General features: G+C 62.9%; 19 protein-coding genes. 7 read left to right on the plus strand and 12 right to left on the minus strand.

Features of this window, described 5'->3' with window-relative positions:
- Positions 1-41: 41 nt before the first annotated feature.
- A complete protein-coding gene (locus F3H35_RS03435; RefSeq protein ID WP_149778224.1) occupies positions 42-1439 on the minus strand; it encodes an aspartate aminotransferase family protein in 1398 nt (465 codons plus the stop codon).
- A 93-nt stretch (positions 1440-1532) separates the two neighbouring features.
- On the minus strand, positions 1533-2228 hold the full coding sequence (locus F3H35_RS03440; protein WP_149778225.1) for a GntR family transcriptional regulator: 696 nt from the start codon (positions 2226-2228) through the stop codon (positions 1533-1535).
- 147 nt (positions 2229-2375) lie between these two features.
- On the opposite strand from F3H35_RS03440, the gene F3H35_RS03445 reads away from it, so the two are divergent.
- The 5 genes from F3H35_RS03445 to F3H35_RS03465 are packed head-to-tail and all read left to right on the plus strand — an operon-like array spanning position 2376 to position 7674.
- Positions 2376-3461, plus strand: coding sequence for a polyamine ABC transporter substrate-binding protein (locus tag F3H35_RS03445; RefSeq protein ID WP_149778226.1), 1086 nt, complete (start codon positions 2376-2378; stop codon positions 3459-3461).
- Positions 3462-3521: 60 nt separating this feature from the next.
- The gene (locus tag F3H35_RS03450; RefSeq protein WP_149778227.1) at positions 3522-4646 is read left to right on the plus strand and encodes an ABC transporter ATP-binding protein; all 1125 of its coding nucleotides are present in this window, start codon (positions 3522-3524) and stop codon (positions 4644-4646) included.
- Between the two features lie 3 nt (positions 4647-4649).
- Positions 4650-5540: an ABC transporter permease subunit gene (locus F3H35_RS03455; protein ID WP_149778228.1), complete on the plus strand. Its 891-nt coding sequence runs from the start codon at positions 4650-4652 to the stop codon at positions 5538-5540.
- Positions 5537-6352 (plus strand): ABC transporter permease, encoded by an 816-nt coding sequence (locus F3H35_RS03460; protein WP_149778229.1) that lies wholly within the window; start codon positions 5537-5539, stop codon positions 6350-6352. The genes F3H35_RS03455 and F3H35_RS03460 overlap by 4 nt, the downstream gene beginning before the upstream one ends.
- A complete protein-coding gene (locus F3H35_RS03465; protein ID WP_149778230.1) occupies positions 6349-7674 on the plus strand; it encodes an NAD(P)/FAD-dependent oxidoreductase in 1326 nt (441 codons plus the stop codon). Before F3H35_RS03460 ends, F3H35_RS03465 begins: the two co-directional genes overlap by 4 nt.
- A 7-nt stretch (positions 7675-7681) precedes the next feature.
- Here the strand turns inward: F3H35_RS03465 and F3H35_RS03470 are convergent, their stop codons facing one another.
- From F3H35_RS03470 to F3H35_RS03515, 10 genes are all read right to left on the minus strand, one after another.
- On the minus strand, positions 7682-8605 hold the full coding sequence (locus tag F3H35_RS03470; RefSeq protein WP_149778231.1) for a DMT family transporter: 924 nt from the start codon (positions 8603-8605) through the stop codon (positions 7682-7684).
- A 135-nt stretch (positions 8606-8740) separates the two neighbouring features.
- A complete protein-coding gene (gene msrA / locus F3H35_RS03475) occupies positions 8741-9253 on the minus strand; it encodes a peptide-methionine (S)-S-oxide reductase MsrA (RefSeq protein WP_149778232.1) in 513 nt (170 codons plus the stop codon).
- Positions 9250-9699, minus strand: coding sequence for a peptide-methionine (R)-S-oxide reductase MsrB (msrB, locus tag F3H35_RS03480; RefSeq protein WP_149778233.1), 450 nt, complete (start codon positions 9697-9699; stop codon positions 9250-9252). The genes msrA and msrB overlap by 4 nt, the downstream gene beginning before the upstream one ends.
- Before the next feature lie 156 nt (positions 9700-9855).
- Positions 9856-11856, minus strand: a complete 2001-nt coding sequence (locus F3H35_RS03485) for a hydantoinase/oxoprolinase N-terminal domain-containing protein (RefSeq protein ID WP_149778234.1) — start codon at positions 11854-11856, stop codon at positions 9856-9858.
- Between the two features lie 48 nt (positions 11857-11904).
- The gene (queG, locus tag F3H35_RS03490) at positions 11905-12954 is read right to left on the minus strand and encodes a tRNA epoxyqueuosine(34) reductase QueG (protein ID WP_149778235.1); all 1050 of its coding nucleotides are present in this window, start codon (positions 12952-12954) and stop codon (positions 11905-11907) included.
- Positions 12955-13017: 63 nt separating this feature from the next.
- A complete protein-coding gene (gene fzlA / locus F3H35_RS03495) occupies positions 13018-13683 on the minus strand; it encodes an FtsZ-binding protein FzlA (protein WP_149778236.1) in 666 nt (221 codons plus the stop codon).
- Between the two features lie 61 nt (positions 13684-13744).
- Positions 13745-14467 carry a monofunctional biosynthetic peptidoglycan transglycosylase gene (gene mtgA / locus F3H35_RS03500; protein WP_149778237.1) on the minus strand — a complete coding sequence of 241 codons (723 nt, stop codon included), beginning with the start codon at positions 14465-14467 and terminating at the stop codon, positions 13745-13747.
- 68 nt (positions 14468-14535) lie between these two features.
- A complete protein-coding gene (locus F3H35_RS03505; protein ID WP_149778238.1) occupies positions 14536-15624 on the minus strand; it encodes an AGE family epimerase/isomerase in 1089 nt (362 codons plus the stop codon).
- Positions 15621-16421, minus strand: a complete 801-nt coding sequence (locus F3H35_RS03510) for a hypothetical protein (protein WP_149778239.1) — start codon at positions 16419-16421, stop codon at positions 15621-15623. The genes F3H35_RS03505 and F3H35_RS03510 overlap by 4 nt, the downstream gene beginning before the upstream one ends.
- Positions 16418-17623: an acylneuraminate cytidylyltransferase gene (locus F3H35_RS03515; protein WP_223228295.1), complete on the minus strand. Its 1206-nt coding sequence runs from the start codon at positions 17621-17623 to the stop codon at positions 16418-16420. The genes F3H35_RS03510 and F3H35_RS03515 overlap by 4 nt, the downstream gene beginning before the upstream one ends.
- 176 nt (positions 17624-17799) lie before the next feature.
- On the opposite strand from F3H35_RS03515, the gene F3H35_RS19100 reads away from it, so the two are divergent.
- Both F3H35_RS19100 and F3H35_RS03520 read left to right on the plus strand, forming a co-directional pair.
- A complete protein-coding gene (locus F3H35_RS19100) occupies positions 17800-17925 on the plus strand; it encodes a hypothetical protein (protein ID WP_262975118.1) in 126 nt (41 codons plus the stop codon).
- Positions 17922-19028, plus strand: coding sequence for a DUF6716 putative glycosyltransferase (locus F3H35_RS03520; RefSeq protein WP_149778240.1), 1107 nt, complete (start codon positions 17922-17924; stop codon positions 19026-19028). Before F3H35_RS19100 ends, F3H35_RS03520 begins: the two co-directional genes overlap by 4 nt.
- The last annotated feature ends 89 nt before the right edge of the window (positions 19029-19117 follow it).

The following is a 19117-nucleotide window of genomic DNA, read 5'->3' on the forward strand; positions in this document are numbered from 1 at the left end:
GGGGTTGCCAGGGGTCTTGGCAGGGATCGTGTCGGGGGTGGTCAACTGGCGGCGACCAGAAGTCCTTCGTCCTTGATGCGCTTGTAGGCGTTGTCCAGAGCGATGCCGGCACGCTCGATCAGGGTGTCGATCTCGGGCTTGGAGATGATGAGCGGCGGCGAGATCACCATGCGGTCGCCGACATGGCGCATCACCAGATTGTTGGCGAAACATTCCTCGCGGCAGATGAAGCCGGCGGTGCCGGCCTCGGCGGCGAATTTGGCGCGGCTTGCCTTGTGGGGCGTCAAGGCGATGGAGCCCATGAGCCCGGCGATCTTCGCCTCGCCCACCAGCGGGTGATCGGCAAGCGTTTCCCATTTCTCCTTGAGATAGGGGGCGGTTTCGCGACCGGCGCGCTCCACGATGCCCTCTTCTTGCAGGATGCGGAGGTTTTCCAGCGCCACGGCACAAGAGACCGGGTGACCGGAATAGGTGTAGCCATGGGCGAAATCGCACTCGTTCATCACCTCGGCCACCTCGTCGCAGACCAGTGAGCCGCCGATCGGCGCATAGCCGGAGCTCAGCCCCTTGGCGATGGTCATGATATGCGGGCGGATGCCATAGCTTTCGGAGGCGAACCACTGGCCGGTCCGGCCAAAGCCGCAGATCACCTCGTCGGCGATCAGCAGGATTTCATACTTGTCGCAGATACGCTGAATTTCGGGCCAATAGGTCGAGGGCGGCACGATGACGCCGCCCGCGCCCTGCACCGGTTCGCCGATAAAGGCGGCGACGCGGTCCTCGCCGATCTGATGGATCGCCTCTTCGAGTTCGCGGGCACGGGCAAGGCCGAATTCCTCGGGCGTCATATCGCCGCCTTCGGCATACCAGTGCGGCTGGTTGATGTGGTGCACATCGGGGATGGGCAGGCCACCCTGCGCATGCATCGCGGACATGCCACCCAAGCTGGCGCTACCGACGGACGAGCCGTGATAGGCGTTCTTGCGGCTGATGATGACCTTCTTGGAGGGCTTGCCCTTCTGTTCCCAATAGGTGCGCACCAGACGGATATTGGTGTCATTCGCTTCAGAGCCTGATCCAGCGTAAAACACGTGATTGAGGTCATAAGGCGTCAGTTCCGCCAGCTTGTCGGCCAGAGCGATGGCGGGGACATGGGTGGTCTGGAAGAAGGTGTTGTAATAGGGCAGTTCGCGCATCTGACGGGCCGCGGCCTCGGCCAGTTCGTGGCGACCATAGCCGATATTGACGCACCAGAGCCCAGCCATGGCATCGAGGATTTCATTGCCTTCGCTGTCGGTCAGGGTGACGCCGCTGGCGCGGGTGATGACGCGCGCGCCCTTGCGTTCCAGATCATGACCATGGGTGAAAGGGTGCATGTGATGGGCCGCATCGAGCGCCTGCAATTCCGCCGTGGGCATGTGATTTGTGATCAGCGTCATGACAAGACCTTTCGCGAAGTGGCACGGCAGCCCGGACCCGGCGCGCCGCCTTTTGGCGCCAGAATATGATCAAATTATCCGGTGTCAATCGAATCAGCGGATCGGGGTCGGTGTCTCGAAGGATTGGCGGACCTGTTCCATGCCCTGAATCACATCCTCGCGGATCGCGCGCGCCGCGGATTCGGCGTCGCGCGCACGCATCGCAGCCAGCAAATCCTTGTGTTTATCCGGCAGATTCTGGGTGCCGAGACGCCCGCAAACCACCCTGAGAGACGGCCCGAACCGCAGCCACAGACCATCGGCCATATCGGCCAGAATCGGGGCGTCGGCCAATTCGTAGAGCCGTTTGTGAAAGCGGTAATTCAGTTCCAGATAGCCGCGCAGATCGCCCCGGCGAATCGCCTCGTCGAGATCGGCATCCATGGCGGCAAGCTGATCGAGGTCACAGGGCGTTGCCCGTTCGGTCGCCCGGAGGCTGAGATGAGGATCAAGCCATTGGCGAGCAAGGATAAGTTCGCTGATATTATCCGCCGACAGAAGCGGAACGCAGACCCGTCTGTTGCCCTGAAATTCCAGCGCCCCCTCGCTGATGAGACGGCGAATCGCCTCGCGCACCGGGGTCATTCCGGCGCCGAGCCTGTCGGTCAGGCCCTGGATCGTGACGGGCTGTCCCGGCGCGAGGTCACCGAACAGAACGAGGTCGCGCAACTGGCGGTAAATCACCTCATGCGCAGGCAGCCGTCCCTTTTCAGGGACGGAGGTGTCCAATTTTCGGGCAGCCTTGGTCATCTTTCGCCTTTCCGCACCGCGCTCATCAGCAAGCATCTTGCGAGTTTAGCGACTGCATGAAAACATTGCCATATTGCCATGTGCGGAAATTTTTGATCAAATCCGCAGCCACGGCAGAGCAACATGCCGAACCAACGGGAGATCGCAATGCGAAAGCTGTTTCTGACCACCACCGCCGCGCTGGCCCTTGGAGCCATGAGCGCCACGGCGCAGGAGGTGCGGGTCTATAACTGGTCCGACTATATCGACGAAGACCTGCTGACGCAGTTCGAGGAAGAGACCGGGCTGGATCTGATCTATGACGTCTTCGACAGCAACGAGGTGCTGGAAACCAAGATGCTTGCCGGCGGGTCCGGCTATGACGTGGTGGTTCCGTCGGGCACCTTCCTGCAGCGGCAGATCCAGGCGGGCGCATTCCAGAAGCTGGACAAGTCCAAGCTGCCCAATCTGGAGAACATGTGGAGCGTCGTTCAGGACCGCACGGCCAAGTACGACCCCGGCCATGAGTATTCGATCAACTACATGTGGGGCACCACGGGACTTGGCGTGAATGTCGGCAAGGTCACCGAATTGCTGGGCGAAGATGCCCCGATGAACAGCTGGGCGCTGGTGTTCGAGCCGGAGAACATGGAAAAGCTGGCGGAATGCGGCGTACATTTCCTTGATGCGCCGGCCGAGATGATCCCCGCCGCGCTGAATTATATCGGCGAAGACCCCGACAGCCACGATCCCGATGTGATCGCCAAGGTCGAAGAGGTCTATATGGGCATCCGCCCGCATATCCAGAAGTTCCACAGCTCGGAATACATCAACGCTCTGGCCAATGGCGATATCTGTGTCGCGGTGGGCTGGTCCGGGGATATCCTGCAGGCGCGCGACCGCGCCGCCGAGGCCGATAACGGTGTCGAGATCGTCTATAACGCCCCCAAGGAGGGCGCGCAGATGTGGTTCGACCAGATGGCTATTCCCGTGGATGCCCCCAACCCCGAGGGCGCGCATGTGTTCCTGAACTTCATCATGGATGCGCAGAACATGGCGAAGGCGTCGAACTATGTCTATTACGCCAACGGCAACAAGGCATCGCAGGCGTTTCTGATCGAGGATGTGATCGGCGATCCGGCGATCTATCCGGATGAGGAAACGCTGAACAACCTGTTCACGACCACGCCTTATCCGGCCAATGTTCAGCGGACGGTCACGCGCCTTTGGACCAAGATCAAGTCCGGCACCTGACCTGTGACATGACGGCCCGCGCGGAGTGTCGCGCGGGCCATTCTCAGCCGAGGGACAGGTATGCCGGAAAAGATATTCGAGCCCTGGAACGATCCTGACGCCAAGCCGCTGATCCAGTTCAAGGGCGTGACCAAGCGGTTCGGCGATTTTACCGCTATCGACAACCAGACCTTCGATATCTACGAGCGTGAGTTCTTTGCCCTGCTCGGCCCGTCGGGCTGTGGCAAGACGACGATGATGCGGATGCTGGCCGGGTTCGAGAAACCGACCGAGGGCACGATCCTTCTGGCGGGTCAGGACATGGCCCCGATCCCGCCCAACAAGCGGGCGGTGAACATGATGTTCCAGTCCTATGCGCTGTTTCCGCATCTGTCGGTCTGGGAGAATATCGCCTTTGGCCTCAAGCGCGACGGACGCCCCAAAGACGAGATCGCGGCGCGGGTGAGCGAAATGCTCAAGCTGACGCGGCTGGAGAAATTCGCCAAGCGCAAGCCACACCAGATTTCCGGTGGACAAAGGCAGCGCGTGGCGCTGGCCCGGAGCCTTGCCAAGGCGCCCAAACTGCTGCTGCTGGACGAGCCGCTTGGGGCGCTGGATGCCAAGCTGCGGCAGGCGACACAGTTCGAGTTGATGGATATTCAGGAAAAGACCGGCACCACATTCGTCATCGTCACCCACGATCAGGAAGAGGCGATGACCGTGGCCAGCCGCGTGGCGGTGATGGATGACGGCAAGATAGTGCAGGCCGATACACCGGCGCGGATCTATGAATCGCCGAATTCGGTCTATGTGGCGGATTTCATCGGGGATGTGACGATCATCGAAGGCACCGCCCGGAGATCCGGCGACGGCTATGAGATCAGCCATACCGAGGGGCTGCCCGCGCTTTACGCCGTGTCGGATGCGCAGCTGAGCGACGGGCAGCGCGTCTTTCTGGCGATCCGGCCCGAAAAGGTCGAGATCACCGCCGACAAGCCCGAAAACAAGCGCAATGCGCTGCGCGGCAAGATCATCGACATCGCCTATCTGGGCAATATCTCGACCTATCACGTGGCGCTGCCGAGCGGGCAGATCGTCAAGGCGCAGACGGCCAATACGCGGCGCCTGTCGCGCCGGTCCTTCACCTGGGAGGACGAGGTCTGGCTGAGTTGGACCGACACCGCCGCCGTCCTTCTGGAGCATTAGGAGATGCGGCGCGCCGTTCTGATCCTTGTCCCGTATCTGTGGCTTCTGGCGCTGTTTCTTGTGCCGTTCATCATCGTGCTCAAGATTAGTCTGAGCGATATCGCGCTGGCCATTCCACCCTATACGCCGACACTGGACCTGTCCGAGGGCTGGGCCGGGATCAAGGCGTTCTTCGGCGCGCTGGATTTCGAGAATTTCTGGTTCCTGACCACCGATGATCTGTATTGGAAAGCCTATCTGTCTTCGGTGCAGATCGCGATCATCGCCACGCTGCTGACGCTGCTGGTGGGCTATCCCATCGCCTATGGCATGGCGAATGCGCCGGATCACTGGCGCCCGACGCTGATGCTTCTGGTGATCCTGCCGTTCTGGACCAGCTTCCTGATCCGGGTCTATTCCTGGATGGGCATCCTGTCGAATGAGGGATATCTCAACCAGTTCCTGTTGTGGACCGGGCTGATATCCGAGCCGCTGACCATCCTGAACACGCCGATCGCGGTCTATATCGGGATTGTCTATACCTATCTGCCGTTCATGATCCTGCCGATCTATGCTGCACTTGAGCGGATGGACGGCTCGTTGCTGGAGGCGGCCGAGGATCTGGGCTGTTCGCGGCTTTCGGCCTTTTGGCTGGTGACCATTCCGCTAAGCCGGAACGGGATCATCGCCGGGTGCTTCCTGGTGTTCATCCCCACCATCGGCGAGTTCGTGATCCCGTCGCTTCTGGGCGGATCGCAAACGCTGATGATCGGCAAGGTCCTGTGGGAGGAGTTCTTCAACAACCGCGACTGGCCGGTGGCCAGCGCCGTCGCGGTGATCCTGCTGTTGATCCTGATCATTCCGATCATCCTGTTCCAGCGCAACGAACAGAAAAACCGCGAGGCTGACGGATGAGACGCCTGACATGGTTCAACGCCACCTCGCTGACCTTCGGCTTTGCATTCCTCTATCTGCCGATGGTCCTTTTGGTGATCTACAGCTTCAACGAATCCAAGCTGGTGACCGTCTGGGCGGGGTTCTCGACCAGGTGGTATGGCGAATTGCTGCGCAATGAGGCGTTTCTGGATGCGGCCTGGGTAACGATACAGGTGGCCTTTGTCAGTTCCACCATCGCCACCATCCTGGGCACGATGGGGGCCTATGTGATCGTGCGGGCGGGGCGGTTCACCGGGCGCACCCTGTTTTCCGGGATGATCTATGCGCCGCTGGTGATGCCCGAGGTGATCACCGGCCTGTCGCTCTTGCTTTTGTTCATCGGGATCGGGCTGGATCGGGGGATGTTCACGATCATTCTCGCGCATACGACGTTTTCGATGTGCTATGTCTCGGTCGTGGTGTCGTCGCGGCTGGTGACGTTCGATCGGTCGCTGGAGGAAGCCGCGCTTGATCTGGGATGTTCGCCCATGCAGGCCTTCCGGCTGGTGACCCTGCCGATCATCGCGCCTGCGGTGGTGGCGGGCTGGCTTCTGGCCTTTACCCTGTCGCTGGATGATCTGGTGATCGCGTCGTTCACCGCTGGCCCATCGGCCACCACCCTGCCGATCAAGATCTGGTCGTCGATCCGGCTTGGCGTCTCGCCCGAGATCAACGCCTTGTCCACGCTGCTGATCGCGGTGGTGTCGGTGGGCGTCATCGCAGCGTCGATCGTGACGAAACGATCGGCCCTGCGGCAAGAGGCCGAAGAACGCGCCGCCGAACGCACATGATGCGGATATTCCCCAAACATACCTATGGCGACAGCCCCCGTGCGCGGTGTTATTGGGGTGAAACAGTCTCGGATCCGGGGTATCCGCAAGCATCCGGCCAAATGCGCTGCGATGTGGCCGTGATCGGCGCGGGGTTTACCGGATTGTCAGCAGCCTTGCACCTGGCGCAGGCGGGTGCGGATGTGGTGCTGCTCGAGGCGCAGACCCCCGGCTGGGGGGCATCGGGGCGCAATGGCGGGTTTTGCTGCCTTGGCGGGTTCGGCGCACCGGATGGGGTGATGGCCAGCCTGCATGGCGAAAGCGCACGGCAAGAGGCGCGGCGCGCGGAACTGGCAGCCGTCGAGACGGTCGCGGGGCTGATCGACCGGCTGTCTCTGGAGGTCGAGCGCCATTCGCGGGGCGAGACGGTGATGGGCTTCACGCCGAAATCCCTGATTGGGTTCGAGGCCAAGGCAGAGCGCGTCGAACGCGATCTTGGCATCACCCCCGAGCTTATCCCCAATGAGCAGTTGGCCCAGCTTGGCATGTCCGGGCCGTTTCATTGCGGCATGACGATCCCTGTGGGCTTTGGTCTCAACCCGGCGAAATATGCGGTCGGGCTGGCCCGTGCCGCGCATCAGGCCGGGGCACGGATCTTTGCCCGCTCGGCCGTGCGGCGGATCGATCAGGCAGATGGCTTCACCCTGCAGACCGATGGCGCGCAAATCAGCGCGAAGCGGCTCATTGTGGCGACCAACGGCTATTCATCCGACGATGTGCCGGGGTGGATGCGGGCAAGGTATCTGCCTGCGCAGTCCAATGTGCTGGTGACCCGCCCCCTGACCGAGGACGAGATCGCGGCGCAAGGCTGGTTCAGCGATCAGATGGCCTATGACGAGCGGTTCTTTCTGCATTACTTTCGGCTGATGCCCAACCGGCGCTTTCTGTTCGGGATGCGCGGCGGGCTGTTCAGTTCGCCGCGGGCGGATGCCGCCATGCATCGTCGGATTCGCAGCCATTTCGAGCGGATGTTTCCCGCATGGGCGCATGTCGAGACGCCCCATAGCTGGAACGGATTGCTGAGCCTGTCGCGCGACATGACGCCTTATGCAGGCCCCATCCCCGAGATGCCGGGCGCGTTCACCGCGCTGAGCTATCAGGGCAATGGCGTGGCGATGGCCAGCCATGCGGGAGCGATCCTTGCCGATCTGGCGCAGGGGCGCGCGACCGGCCATGCCTATCCCGCGATCATGCGCAAGGCGCCACGGCGCTTTCCGATGGGACGGTTGCGGCGCGGCTGGCTGTGGCCCGCCTATGCGGTGGCGACGGTCAGGGGCGACTGAGGCCGGGTCAGAGCTGCGGTGTGCGCGCGGCGCGCGCCTTGCCGCGCTGAATGCCAAGGTGTCTTTCACGCAGGATGATGATGATCCCGGCAAGGATCACCAGCGCCGCGCCAAGCAGCATCGGACCGGTCGGCGCTTCGGCAAAGACAAAATAGCCGATCAGCAGCGCGAACAGCATCGAGGCATAGTCGAACGGCGCCACGACGCTGGCATCGGCAAACCGGTACGAGGATGTCAGGAAGATCTGTGCCGTGCCGCCCAAAACTCCGGCGAGGATCAGGAAAACAGTCTCTGTTCCACCGGGAATGACCCATCCGAAAGGGATTGTCAGCAGCGATAGCAGCGTCGAGGTGAGCGAGAAATAGAACACGATCGCACTGGTCTGTTCGGTGGCCACCATCTTGCGCACGTAGATCTGTGCCAGTGCGGCACAGACCGCGCCCAACAGCACCACGACCGCACCGATCGCCTCGAGCGTCTGGACCGTCTCGCCACTCAGGGTGCTCAGGCGCGGCGAGAGCACGATCAGCACCCCAACCAGCCCGAGCGCCACCGCGCTGATGCGGAACACGCCCACCTTCTCATCGAGGAACATTGCGGCGAACACCACCGTCAGCAGCGGCGCGGTATAGCCAAGCGCCGTTACCTCGGGCAAGGGCAAGAGGCCCAGCCCCGCGAACATGAGGCCCATGGCGGTGGTGCCCACCACACCGCGCCAGAAATGGCCCATGCGCGACTGCACGCGCAGACCCGTGCGTAGATCACCGCGCAGCGCCAGCCAGACCAGGATCACGGGTATCGCGAAAAACGACCGGAAGAACACGGCCTGCCCGGGCGGCACGTGATCCGATGCCGCCTTGATCAAGGCCGACATCACCACGAACAGCATGACGGAACACAGTTTCAGGGCGATGCCCTTGAACGGACTCATTGCCGCGCCTCCCTCTCCCCTTATCCATGGGCGGCGGCGCGGCCGAGGTCAATTCCCGGCGATCGCACAAAGGCGAAAGGCCGGGTTTCGCCTGTTGCATATCAGGCTCTGTTCAGGCCCGAAACGGCCCCGGGATCAGGCGGATTTCCGGGGCTTGGTGCGGGAAATGATCCAGTCGGGGCGCGGGAAATGGCAGGTATAGCCATTCGGGAAACGCTGGAGATAATCCTGATGTTCCGGCTCGGCTTCCCAGAAATCGCCGACCGGCTCCACTTCGGTCACCACCTTGCCGGGCCAGTTGCGCGATGCCTCGACATCGGCAATGGTGCGCAGCGCCTCTTCTTTCTGGGCGTCGTTCACATAATAGATCGCCGAGCGATAGCTCATTCCCAGATCGTTGCCCTGCCGGTTCGGCGTGGTCGGATCGTGGATCTGGAAGAAGAACTCGAGCAGGTGGCGATAGGTGATGCGGGCCGGGTCGAAGATGATCTCGATCCCTTCGGCATGGGTGCCATGGTTGCGATAGGTCGCATTGGGCACATCCCCACCGGTATAGCCGACACGGGTGCTGATCACCCCATCCAGTTTGCGGATGAGATCCTGCATTCCCCAAAAGCAGCCCCCCGCCAGTACAGCGCGTTCCGTCATGTCACGTCCTCCACTTGATCCAGATAATCGCCATAGCCCTCGGCCTCCATGTCATCGCGGTGGATGAACCGAAGACTTGCCGAATTGATGCAATACCGCAAGCCGCCGCGGTCGCGCGGACCATCCGGAAAGACATGGCCCAGATGACTGTCGCCATGCGTGCTGCGCACTTCGGTGCGCACCATACCGTGGCTCACATCGCGCAGTTCGGTCACATGCGCAGGCTCGATCGGCTTGGTGAAGCTGGGCCATCCGCAGCCCGACTCGTATTTGTCAGCCGAGGCGAACAGCGGTTCGCCCGACACGATATCGACATAGAGGCCCGGCTCCTTGTTGGAGAGATACTTGCCGGTGCCTGGACGCTCGGTGCCGTTTTCCTGCGTGACCCAGAATTGCTCGGGGTCAAGGGCGGCGATGGCGTCGGGATCCTTTCGGTATCGGCTCATGCGTCGGTCTCCGGTGATTGGCGCTTGGATATTACATGGGTACGGCTGGCGGGTTTTCAAAATCAAATCTTTGCAAGCAGCCCGATCCGGCGGCAAGACCGCGCACGATCCCGCTCAAGTGACCAAGATTTGAGCAGCGGCGCATCCGCGACATCCTCAGGCGGCGACCCTGGGCCGCCCTGTCGCCTCGACGGTGATCTCGGCTTCGAGAAACACCTCGCGCCCCTCGGCTTGCGCGGTGCGAAGCGCGCGGCTGGCCTGCACGTGGATATCCTCGGCACCCGCCGCATCCGCCTGCTTGCGCGCCTCTTGTTCAAGCGCGGCCTGCAAGGCGGTCATCGCGGCCTCGGCCTCGGTGTGATCCTCGGGTCCGGTGTCAAGATGAACCCGGAACTTGCCCTCGGCAGGCGAGGTGACGGTCCCGCTGCGCCGGATCGTGACCCGGCCCACAACGGCACCAATGGCATTGGCCACACCGGCATGATCCGGCAGGATCATCGGACAGCCAAGACGCTTGCCCACATCGGGATAATAGCTGGGCGCCGAGGCCCCCAAGCCCACAACCGGCACGTTCAACCCGGTCTCGAGCCGCACCAAGCCCTTATGACCGGCCAGACCGCGCTGCATCAGCACATGCCGGGCCAAAAGATCGGGGGCTAGGTCAAATGGCGTCTCTTCCTCGGCAAAAGCAGTCTCCAACAAGGCCAGACTTGTCTGATGGGTCAGCTGATCCACGATCAATTGCGCGAAGGCAACCGGATCGGGACAGAGCATGGTGCCGCTGCCGGTCCGCTTGCGGCCCAAAAGCTGCAACGCCTTGGTCGCGGCATTTGCGTCCCATTCGGTCAGGCGACCAAGCACATGGCTGGCGTCCGATGGCGTGACCCCGGCCACCTGCACCAACCCCCGCGCCACCAACCGGCGCAGCGCCTGCCCTTCCAGCCGGGTTTTGAGCACTGCGCCGAGCGGGTGCACTGCGTCACCGATCCGGCTTAGAAGCGTCTCTTCGCGCTCGGACAGGCCACTGGCGTCGATACCGGTGACGGCACGGACGAACCGCGCGTCATGCTCACCCGGCACCGCGCGGCGCAGCTGTTCGTCCAGCGCGTCATGCACCGGACCGGGCGCTTCGAACGCCATCAAGCTGACCGGAATCAACCGCTGCGGTCCCAGCCGGATACCGCCCTGCAAGCCCTCATCTTCCACATGCACTTCGCTGTCACCGCCCAAGCCGGTTGTGCGCATCGCCACGGCCTCGACCATGGTGCGCCACGGACCCACCTGCGCACCCGCCGGATCGATCATCGGCTTGCCCCCGCGCAGCACCGCCACATCCGTGGTCGTCCCCCCGATATCGGACACCAGCGCATGATCGGCCCCGGTCAGCCAGCGCGCCCCCACGATGCTGGCGGCAGGCCCGCTCAGGATCGTCTCGATCGGTCGCTCTCGGGCCTGATCGGCCGAAATCAGCGCGCCATCGCCACGTACCACCATCAAGGGCGCCGAAATTCCCAGCTCGCGCAACGTGCCTTCGGCCCGGTCGATCAAGCCCGCGATCATCCCGATGAGCCGCGCATTCAACAGCGCAGTCAGCGCCCGTTTCGGCCCGTTCAGCTTGGCCGACAGATGATGCGAACACGACACGGGCTTGCCCGTGACGCGGCGCACGATCTCGGCGGCGCGCAGCTCATGGGCCGGGTTCCGGGTGGCGAACTGGGCCGCCACGGCAAAGGCCGACACATCGCGCACGGTCTCCAACCATGCAAAAAGCGCCGCTTCATCCAGAGGCATCGCCTCGGATCCGGCATGGCTGTGCCCACCGGCCAGCACCAGCGCCGGATCGCCGGCCAATGCCTTGTCCAATCCGTGCCCTTCCAGATCGGTTGCGCGAAACCCGATATAGATCAGCCCGGCGCGCCCCCCCTGACCCTCGACCAGGGCATTGGTGGCCAGCGTCGTCGACAAGGAGGCAAGCCCGATCCCCGCAGCCGCCTCGCCACTCTGCCGCAGCACATCGCGGATCGCCCGGCCGATGCCGATCGCCAGATCCTGCCGCGTCGTCAAGGCCTTGGCCTTGGCCACAACATCCCGTTCGTCGCGGATCAGCACCGCATCGGTATAGGTTCCCCCGGTATCGACACCCAACAGCAACGCCATGCATCCGTTCCCTCGCCTGCCTGCCGCCGGTTTAGCGGGTTTTCGGGGTCATGCCATCCCGTTTGCGTCACCATCCAGTCGCAGCACCGCCCATCGCGCCGCATCGGCAACCGTCGGGTCGGGATCCTCGCACAGGCTTTGCGCCACGGGCCTGAGCCCGGGCATCCCGGAATTGCCGATCGCATAAAGCACATTGCGCACGAACCTGTCGCGCCCGATGCGCTTGATCGGGCTGCCGGAAAACCTTGCGCGAAACGCCGCATCATCCAAGCCAGCCAGTTCCGCCAGCTTCGGAGCCTTCAGATCGTCGCGTGCATGATACCTGACCTCACGCGCCTCTCGGGCGAACTTGTTCCATGGACAGACCGCCAGACAATCATCGCAGCCATAGATGCGATTGCCCATCAACCCCCGCAACCCAAGGTCCACCGGCCCTTTATGCTCGATCGTAAGATAGGAAATACAGCGCCTCGCGTCCAATTGGTAAGCTGCGGGAAACGCATCCGTCGGACAAATGTCCAGACAGGCGCGGCACGAGCCGCAATGGTCGATTTCTGCCGGATCAGGCTCGAGATCCAAGGTGGTGAAGATCGACCCAATGAAAAACCAACTGCCCAGATCCCGGCTGACAAGATTGGTATGCTTGCCCTGCCAGCCAAGCCCCGCCGCCTGGCCAAGCGCCTTTTCCGGCACGGGTGCTGTGTCCACGAACACCTTCACCTCACCGCCCGCCTCGGCGATCAGCCAGCGTGCCAGCCGCTTGAGCCGCTTCTTGACCAGATCGTGATAATCCCGGTTTCGCGCATAGACCGAGACGGCTCCCACATCCCCTTGGCCCAGACACGCCAGCGGATCCTCCTCGGGCGTATAACTTTCGCCCAGCATCACGATCGCGCGGGCCTCCGGCCACAGGACCGAAGGATCGCCGCGCCACTCCGCGCGCTCGGCCAGCCAGCCCATCTGGCCATGATACCCCTTGTCGAGAAACGCCTTCAGCCGCTCCGGCACATGCCCCACATCCCAGGGCCGACAGAGCCGCGCCAGATCGAACCCTTCCTCCAGGGCCCGCGCCACCAGCCTGTCTTTCAAACCCGGCATGGTTTCTTCTGGCCGGAAATATCCTGGGGGGAGGCCGCAGGCCGGGGGGCAAGGCCCCCCTTTTCAGAAATCGAGATCGGCATAATGCGCAGGCGGCGGGAAACCGGGCACCTGATCCGCGAGGATCCCGCGAAATGCCGGGCGCGACTTGATCTTGGCATACCAGTCCTTGACCGTCTCGCTCCGGGTCCAATCCACATCGCTGATGTAATCCAGCGCGCTGAAATGCGCCGCGGCCGCGAAATCCGCCAGCGTCATCGCATCCCCTGCAAGCCAGCGCCGCCGGTCCAGCAGCCATGTCATGTAATCCAGATGATACTTGATCGCCTTGGCGCCCGCTTTCACGTTGCTGCTGTCGGGAAAGCCTAGCCCCATCACCTTCTTGTTCACCCGCTCATAGACCAGTTTCGACGTGACCTCGGAATGGAACTTGTCGTCGAACCAGCTGATCAGCCGACGCACCTCGTATCGGGCCTCGGAGCTTTTCGGCATCAGGACGGGATCGGGGTATCTTTCTTCCAGATATTCGCAGATCGCCGCGCTTTCGGCCATGGTCATGCCGTCGATCTTCAGAACCGGCACCTTTCCGGCGGGGTTGCGGCGCAGGAAATCAGGGTCCTTCTCCCAATAGCGCTCTTCGATCAATTCGCACTCGATCTTCTTTTCCGCAAGGCTCAGACGGACCTTGCGACAAAAAGGGGAAAGGGGAACGTGATAAAGTTTGGCCATGTCGAAATAGAACCTTGTCAGGCAGCAACTCATCCCTCCATGCCGCGAATGGCCCGGATTTTCAATCCTCGAAACAATCCGCGCGCCCATCCCGGTCGATCGTTGCCGCCCCGTCCAGGATCGCGGCGGACCGTTTGCGCAGCCACTCGCCTGGGTTGGACGCCGAGCGCCCCTTGGGATCGGGCAGAACCGCAGCGAGCCGCGCCGCCTGAACCGGAGTCAGATCCGAAGGCGGCACGCCGAAATAATGCCGGGCCGCTGCCGCAACGCCGAACACCCCTTCATCGAACTCGGCCACGTTGAGATAGACCTCGACGATCCGGCGCTTGGGCCACAGCATTTCGACAACCGGCGTGATCGCCGCCTCCAACGCCTTGCGCGGCCAGCTTCGCCCGTGCCACAGATAGACGTTCTTGACGACCTGCTGGCTGAGGGTGGATGCCCCGCGCGCGCCGCCATCCTCGATCGCGGTGCGGATCGCCATCATGTCAAAGCCCCAATGCAGGCAGTAATTGGCGTCTTCTGCGGCCACGACCGAGCGCGCCATGACGGGCGCCACCGCCTCGAGCGGCACCCAAAGGTGGTCGATCCCGCCAAGACGCCGGGCTTCCTGACCCATGTAGAAGGTGCGCGGCGGATCGATCACACGATGGGCGGCCACTGTGCCCAGCACGATCAGCACCGCCAAAACGCCCAGTCTGATGGTCCAACGCCGCAACCATCGCACCGGGCGCGTGCCGGGCGCGGGTTTGCGCGTTGTCCTGGTCGAGCTGCTTTTTGCCATCCTTCAAGCTATAGACAGGACCGACCCCTGGGGTAAAGCCAAAGGCCGGCGACATGGATCGCGTCCCGTCATTCGCCGTCGCAATAGGCGCGGATCGCAAGTTGCACATGATAAAGGCTCGAGGCCGGCATCAGGCGCGAGCGCAGCGCGCCTTGCGCGTCGCGCTGATCGAACCAGCCGCCCGGAACATCCGTCGTCAGATAGTCCAGCCAGATGCGCTCCATGATCGCCGAAGGGCTGTCACCGGGAGAAAGGTCATGGCCACGCCAACACATCACCATGGCCGCGCGCAGATACTCCAGTTGCGGCCACAATCGGCGGCTGCGGGCAAGCGGCTGGCTGGTATCGGGCAGAAATCCCGACGCGAGTTTTCGGGCGCGCACCGCCCTGAACAGGCGCACGAGGCTGATCCCGGCGCACCGCCCCGTCACCTGCTCGTAACGGTGCAGCAGATACACCCATTCGGCCATATGCCCCGGCTCGACCGATTGCCGGGGCCGTGGCATCGGGGAAAGATCACCCTCATGATATTCCAGAAGCCGGCCATCAGGCTGCAGAAAGACATCCCGCAAAAGGCCAAGGCATTCATCGGCAATCGCAAGATGCCGGGACGCGCGTGTGACCCTGTAAAGCTCGGTCGCAGCCTCGAACAGGTGCATATGGGGGTTCTGACGGCGCGGCAGGGACTTTGCCGCGTTTTCATGCCAGCCACGCGGCGCCTTGAGCCGGGCCAGTCCCGCCTCGAGCCGCGGCAGGTCATCGGCGCGCAAACGCCCATGCTGCAGCAACGCAGATGCCGCCAGCAGCATGAACGCCAGATCATAGAGATCATGTGGCGCGGACAGGATCCCAAGCCGACGGTCGAAAAGCGCCACCAGATTGCCGCTGCCGGGATCGAACCCGTGATCCATCGCGAAACGGAACTGGCGCTCGCCCAGATCCAGCAGATCGGCGCGCCCGGCCGAGGCAAAGCAATAGGCCTGCCGCGCCTGAACCCGCAAGCGGCGGTCGATATCGCGCAGCGGGCGTCCCGCGTGATCCAACGCCTCCCAACTGACCCCGGTTGCCGGGTCGATCGCCACACCCGACCACAGAGGATAGACCTGTGTTTCCAGCCAAAGCCGGGGGTCATGGACGTTTTTGCGCAGCGCGATCATGCCGGTTTTCCCCATCGCACACTGCGCTGCCAGCGTCGCATCCGGCGCATCATCCTGAGCATGTCGATATGGTAAAGGCCGCTGCGCGCGGCCCAATCGGTGGGAGGCTGACGCGGCGTTGCGATCACCGGCTGCCCCTCACGGATCGGAGCCAAAGGCAGAAGATCGTCAAGCCAGGTATCCTCACTCGCCCGCATCAGATCGACATCGCCCCGCTCCATCAACATTTCGAGGATCCTGCGATCGAGCAGCGGATCATGCAGCCGCCCGTCAAGGCCCCGATGCCCCAGATCCTGCCCCAGAAGCGCCCTGCAGCGCGGCCCGGGCTGATAGGGATAGCGCCGGGCGCCGCCATACATGTCGAAACCCGCCAGAATGATCCGCTCGAAGCCCAGAGCATGCGCCATCAGAACCGCATAGGTGCCGGTCATCGGCTTGCGGTCATGCTGCGCGATTAGCACCCCGAGCCGCTGCGCGATATCGTGGCTGCGAAAGCCGACCCTGCGATACAGGGACGAAAATCGCCGTTGTCCCGCCCGTGTGACCAAAGGGTTATGGCTTGTCCAACCCTGCAGATCGTAATCCACCCGGCATTGCCAAAGGGTCGCGAACACGAAAGGTGCGACCCGCGGATCGCCCGCCATGACCGCCAGATCCACCCTCCGGCCAAGATAGTGCATCGGCTCGAAAAAGAAGTTGTTGGTGCGCAGGATCGTGTCACTGGTCAGAACGCGCCCCATATCGATGCGAGCGACGGACGGTCCGTTTCCGGCGACCACGGCGGTCCGCCCCGTCATTGCCGACCCATATGCGCCAAAAGCGCGTCGGCCATCGCGCGCAGGGCGCCCGCGCCACCCGGAAAGGGCAGGATCCAATCCGCAATCGCCATGATCTCGGGATGGCTGTCGCTGGGGCAGGCCGAGAGGCCCACCGCCTGCATCACCGCCTTGTCGTTCACGTCATTGCCGACATAGAGCACTTCTTGCCGGGTCAGCCCTTCGACGCTCAACCAGGCATCCAGCGCAGTGAGCTTGTCGTCGATGCCATGCAACGCGGGAATGGTCAGCTTTTCGGCCCGCCGGGCGACGACCGGATTACGTTCTTTCGACAGGATCAACATGCGCCAATGCCCCGCATCGCGCATCATCGACAGGCCCAACCCGTCATAGCGCGAGCTGCGCACCGTTTCCTGGCCGGTCTCATCCACCTGAACCCGGTTGTCGGTATGCACCCCGTCGAAATCCATCACCACGGCGCGCAGGCCGCGCAGCCTTGCGGGATCGACCCCGACACGCCCCATCTGCTGCAGCAGGAGCGCGCATATCTGCAGATCGCGTTCACTGTCGATCTCGATCGGGGGATGATCCACGGGGCACAGCGCAACCGTGCCGCAAAACCGCTGACCCGCCGCCTCGAACGCATCGGCCTTCACGCAATAAATCGCTCCGCTTTCGCGAAACGCCGGCGGCAGATCCTGCCGGCGCCGGCGCGGATGGGCGGGGGTATGGTTCACCCCTTGCCCCCATCCATCCGCGTCCTGCGACCACAAGAAGGAATGATCCGCGATCACCGACAGGGCGCAATCGGCACCCTTGTCCTGCATGGATTTGAGACAGTGATCGATATCGGCGCCGGTGGTGAAGGGCGATGTGCATTGCAAGAACACCAGCCGGGACAGATCGGGCATGTCCCGCCGCAGGTGCGACAGCGCGTGCAGCCAGCCGGATTCGGAACTGGCGGTGTCACTGGCCAGCGCGGCGGGCCGGTCGATGATCCGCGCCCCGTAAAGCCGCGCCTCGGTCGCGATGGCGGCGTCGTCTGTCGATACATAGACACAGCCAACCTGCCTTGCCATGCGCGCCGCCCGCACCGCGCGCGCCACCAGGGACACCCCGCCCACATGCCGAAGGTTCTTGCCCGGAACACCCTTTGAGCCGCCCCTGGCAAGGATCACGCAGGCCGTGGTCTGACATTCCGAATGAGACATGGCTGATTTCATCACCGACTACCCCGGCGCGGCCTTGCCGATTTACAAACACGGGCCACCACGCTAAACAACCTTAGGGTAAGTGCGATTTAGTCTATAATATGTTAACGAGACTCAAAAAGACGGGGCCAGGACGATTTCTGCAACGGCTGTCGCGCAGTCGTCGCATCGGCGCACCCTTGCGCTTCATGGCATGGACCTTGCGGCAGGACTGGTCGACACCAGCCTATTGGACAGCGGCCAATCGTCGGCACAATCGCGAACAGGCCGCCATCCTTGCCCGCTTCGAAGCTGAAACGGATCGGCGCGGATGATGCGCCGCGCACCGCGCCTTCTGCTGCTGTTTTGTGACGATTCCACCCTGATCTTCTGCTCGAGGCTGGCAGGCCTTCTGATCGAGGCGGACCGCAGCGCACAGATCACCTTTGCCGCCTATGCGCCCGAATCGGCCCTCTCGGACCGGCAGCTCCGGCAGTATTTGCCCAAGGGCGATTACGAGATCCTTGACACCGCAGATCTGAAATCGGCGCTGATGGACGGGCGGTATGACGCGATCCTGACAAGCCGTGTCTTTCGCTCTCTCGACCGGATGTTGAGCGATCCGCTCTATCGCCAGAAGGCCGGGCGCGCGCGGGTGGTCTCGTTTCTGGGTGGGCTGGATTTCTCCCCGGGGCGGGGGATGCGCAACCGCCGTCATTGCGACGTGGTCTATCTGTTCCCTCGCGCCATCTGTAAAAGTTTCCGCAAATCCTATGTTCAGCCCGCCACCGAAGGAATGGCCGAATGGCCCGCCGTCGGCTTCGGGCATCCCGCCTTTCTCATGCCCAAGTCCCCACCTGCGGCGACGCTGAACCCGGCAGGCGACATCTATTTCTTCGCACAGGCGCTCAGCCCGTCCACGGCACGGGCAAGGATGCACATGCTGGCCGTCATGGCCGCCATTGCGCGGCGCAACCCGGATCGCAACGTCTGGATCAAACTGCGCCATCTGCCCGATGAAAACACCCGGCATCTGCACCGCGAGCAGCATGATTATCCCGGCCTCGCCGCGGCGCGGACCGATCTGCCGCCCAATCTGCGGCTGACCGCCCGAACGATGGCACAGGCCCTTTCCAATGCCAGCCTCGGGATCACATGCACCTCCACCGCCGCGATTGATCTTGTCCGCGAGGGCGTGCCCGCGATGGTCCATCTGGACTATCCCGACACCACACTCGACCCACTGGTGGGACCGATGCGGCGCCTGTTCACGGGAAGCAACCTGATCAAGCCTCTGGATGATATCCTCAATCTGCGCTTCGATGCCCCAGAGCCGGACTGGCTTGCGGACATTTTCTGCGCACGGGAACTGGGCAGCGATGTGCTGGCGATGATCGCGGGCGGCCCGGCGAAAAAGGCCGACATGATCGGCGCCTGACAGGCGCATTCGGGCAAGACCGGCAAATCATCAAGAAAAGATTAATCGGAAGTTATCAACTTATTAATATTTGGCTCCGATAGTTTCAA

The sequence above is a fragment of the Roseovarius litoreus genome (assembly GCF_900142765.1).
Classification (GTDB): Bacteria; Pseudomonadota; Alphaproteobacteria; order Rhodobacterales; family Rhodobacteraceae; genus Roseovarius; species Roseovarius litoreus.

Coding starts and splice junctions, on each gene's coding strand:
- F3H35_RS03485 (WP_149778234.1), bottom strand. CDS start 11,856: ATGGCGTTGCTGTTGGGTGTCGATACCGGGGGAACCTATACCGATGCG.
- F3H35_RS03465 (WP_149778230.1), top strand. CDS start 6,349: ATGATGCGGATATTCCCCAAACATACCTATGGCGACAGCCCCCGTGCG.
- F3H35_RS03450 (WP_149778227.1), top strand. CDS start 3,522: ATGCCGGAAAAGATATTCGAGCCCTGGAACGATCCTGACGCCAAGCCG.
- F3H35_RS03510 (WP_149778239.1), bottom strand. CDS start 16,421: ATGACGGGGCGGACCGCCGTGGTCGCCGGAAACGGACCGTCCGTCGCT.
- F3H35_RS03505 (WP_149778238.1), bottom strand. CDS start 15,624: ATGATCGCGCTGCGCAAAAACGTCCATGACCCCCGGCTTTGGCTGGAA.
- F3H35_RS03515 (WP_223228295.1), bottom strand. CDS start 17,623: ATGAAATCAGCCATGTCTCATTCGGAATGTCAGACCACGGCCTGCGTG.
- F3H35_RS03435 (WP_149778224.1), bottom strand. CDS start 1,439: ATGACGCTGATCACAAATCACATGCCCACGGCGGAATTGCAGGCGCTC.
- F3H35_RS03470 (WP_149778231.1), bottom strand. CDS start 8,605: ATGAGTCCGTTCAAGGGCATCGCCCTGAAACTGTGTTCCGTCATGCTG.
- F3H35_RS03440 (WP_149778225.1), bottom strand. CDS start 2,228: ATGACCAAGGCTGCCCGAAAATTGGACACCTCCGTCCCTGAAAAGGGA.
- msrB (WP_149778233.1), bottom strand. CDS start 9,699: ATGAGCCGATACCGAAAGGATCCCGACGCCATCGCCGCCCTTGACCCC.
- queG (WP_149778235.1), bottom strand. CDS start 12,954: ATGCCGGGTTTGAAAGACAGGCTGGTGGCGCGGGCCCTGGAGGAAGGG.
- F3H35_RS03460 (WP_149778229.1), top strand. CDS start 5,537: ATGAGACGCCTGACATGGTTCAACGCCACCTCGCTGACCTTCGGCTTT.
- msrA (WP_149778232.1), bottom strand. CDS start 9,253: ATGACGGAACGCGCTGTACTGGCGGGGGGCTGCTTTTGGGGAATGCAG.
- mtgA (WP_149778237.1), bottom strand. CDS start 14,467: ATGGCAAAAAGCAGCTCGACCAGGACAACGCGCAAACCCGCGCCCGGC.
- F3H35_RS03520 (WP_149778240.1), top strand. CDS start 17,922: ATGATGCGCCGCGCACCGCGCCTTCTGCTGCTGTTTTGTGACGATTCC.
- F3H35_RS03455 (WP_149778228.1), top strand. CDS start 4,650: ATGCGGCGCGCCGTTCTGATCCTTGTCCCGTATCTGTGGCTTCTGGCG.
- F3H35_RS19100 (WP_262975118.1), top strand. CDS start 17,800: ATGGCATGGACCTTGCGGCAGGACTGGTCGACACCAGCCTATTGGACA.
- F3H35_RS03445 (WP_149778226.1), top strand. CDS start 2,376: ATGCGAAAGCTGTTTCTGACCACCACCGCCGCGCTGGCCCTTGGAGCC.
- fzlA (WP_149778236.1), bottom strand. CDS start 13,683: ATGGCCAAACTTTATCACGTTCCCCTTTCCCCTTTTTGTCGCAAGGTC.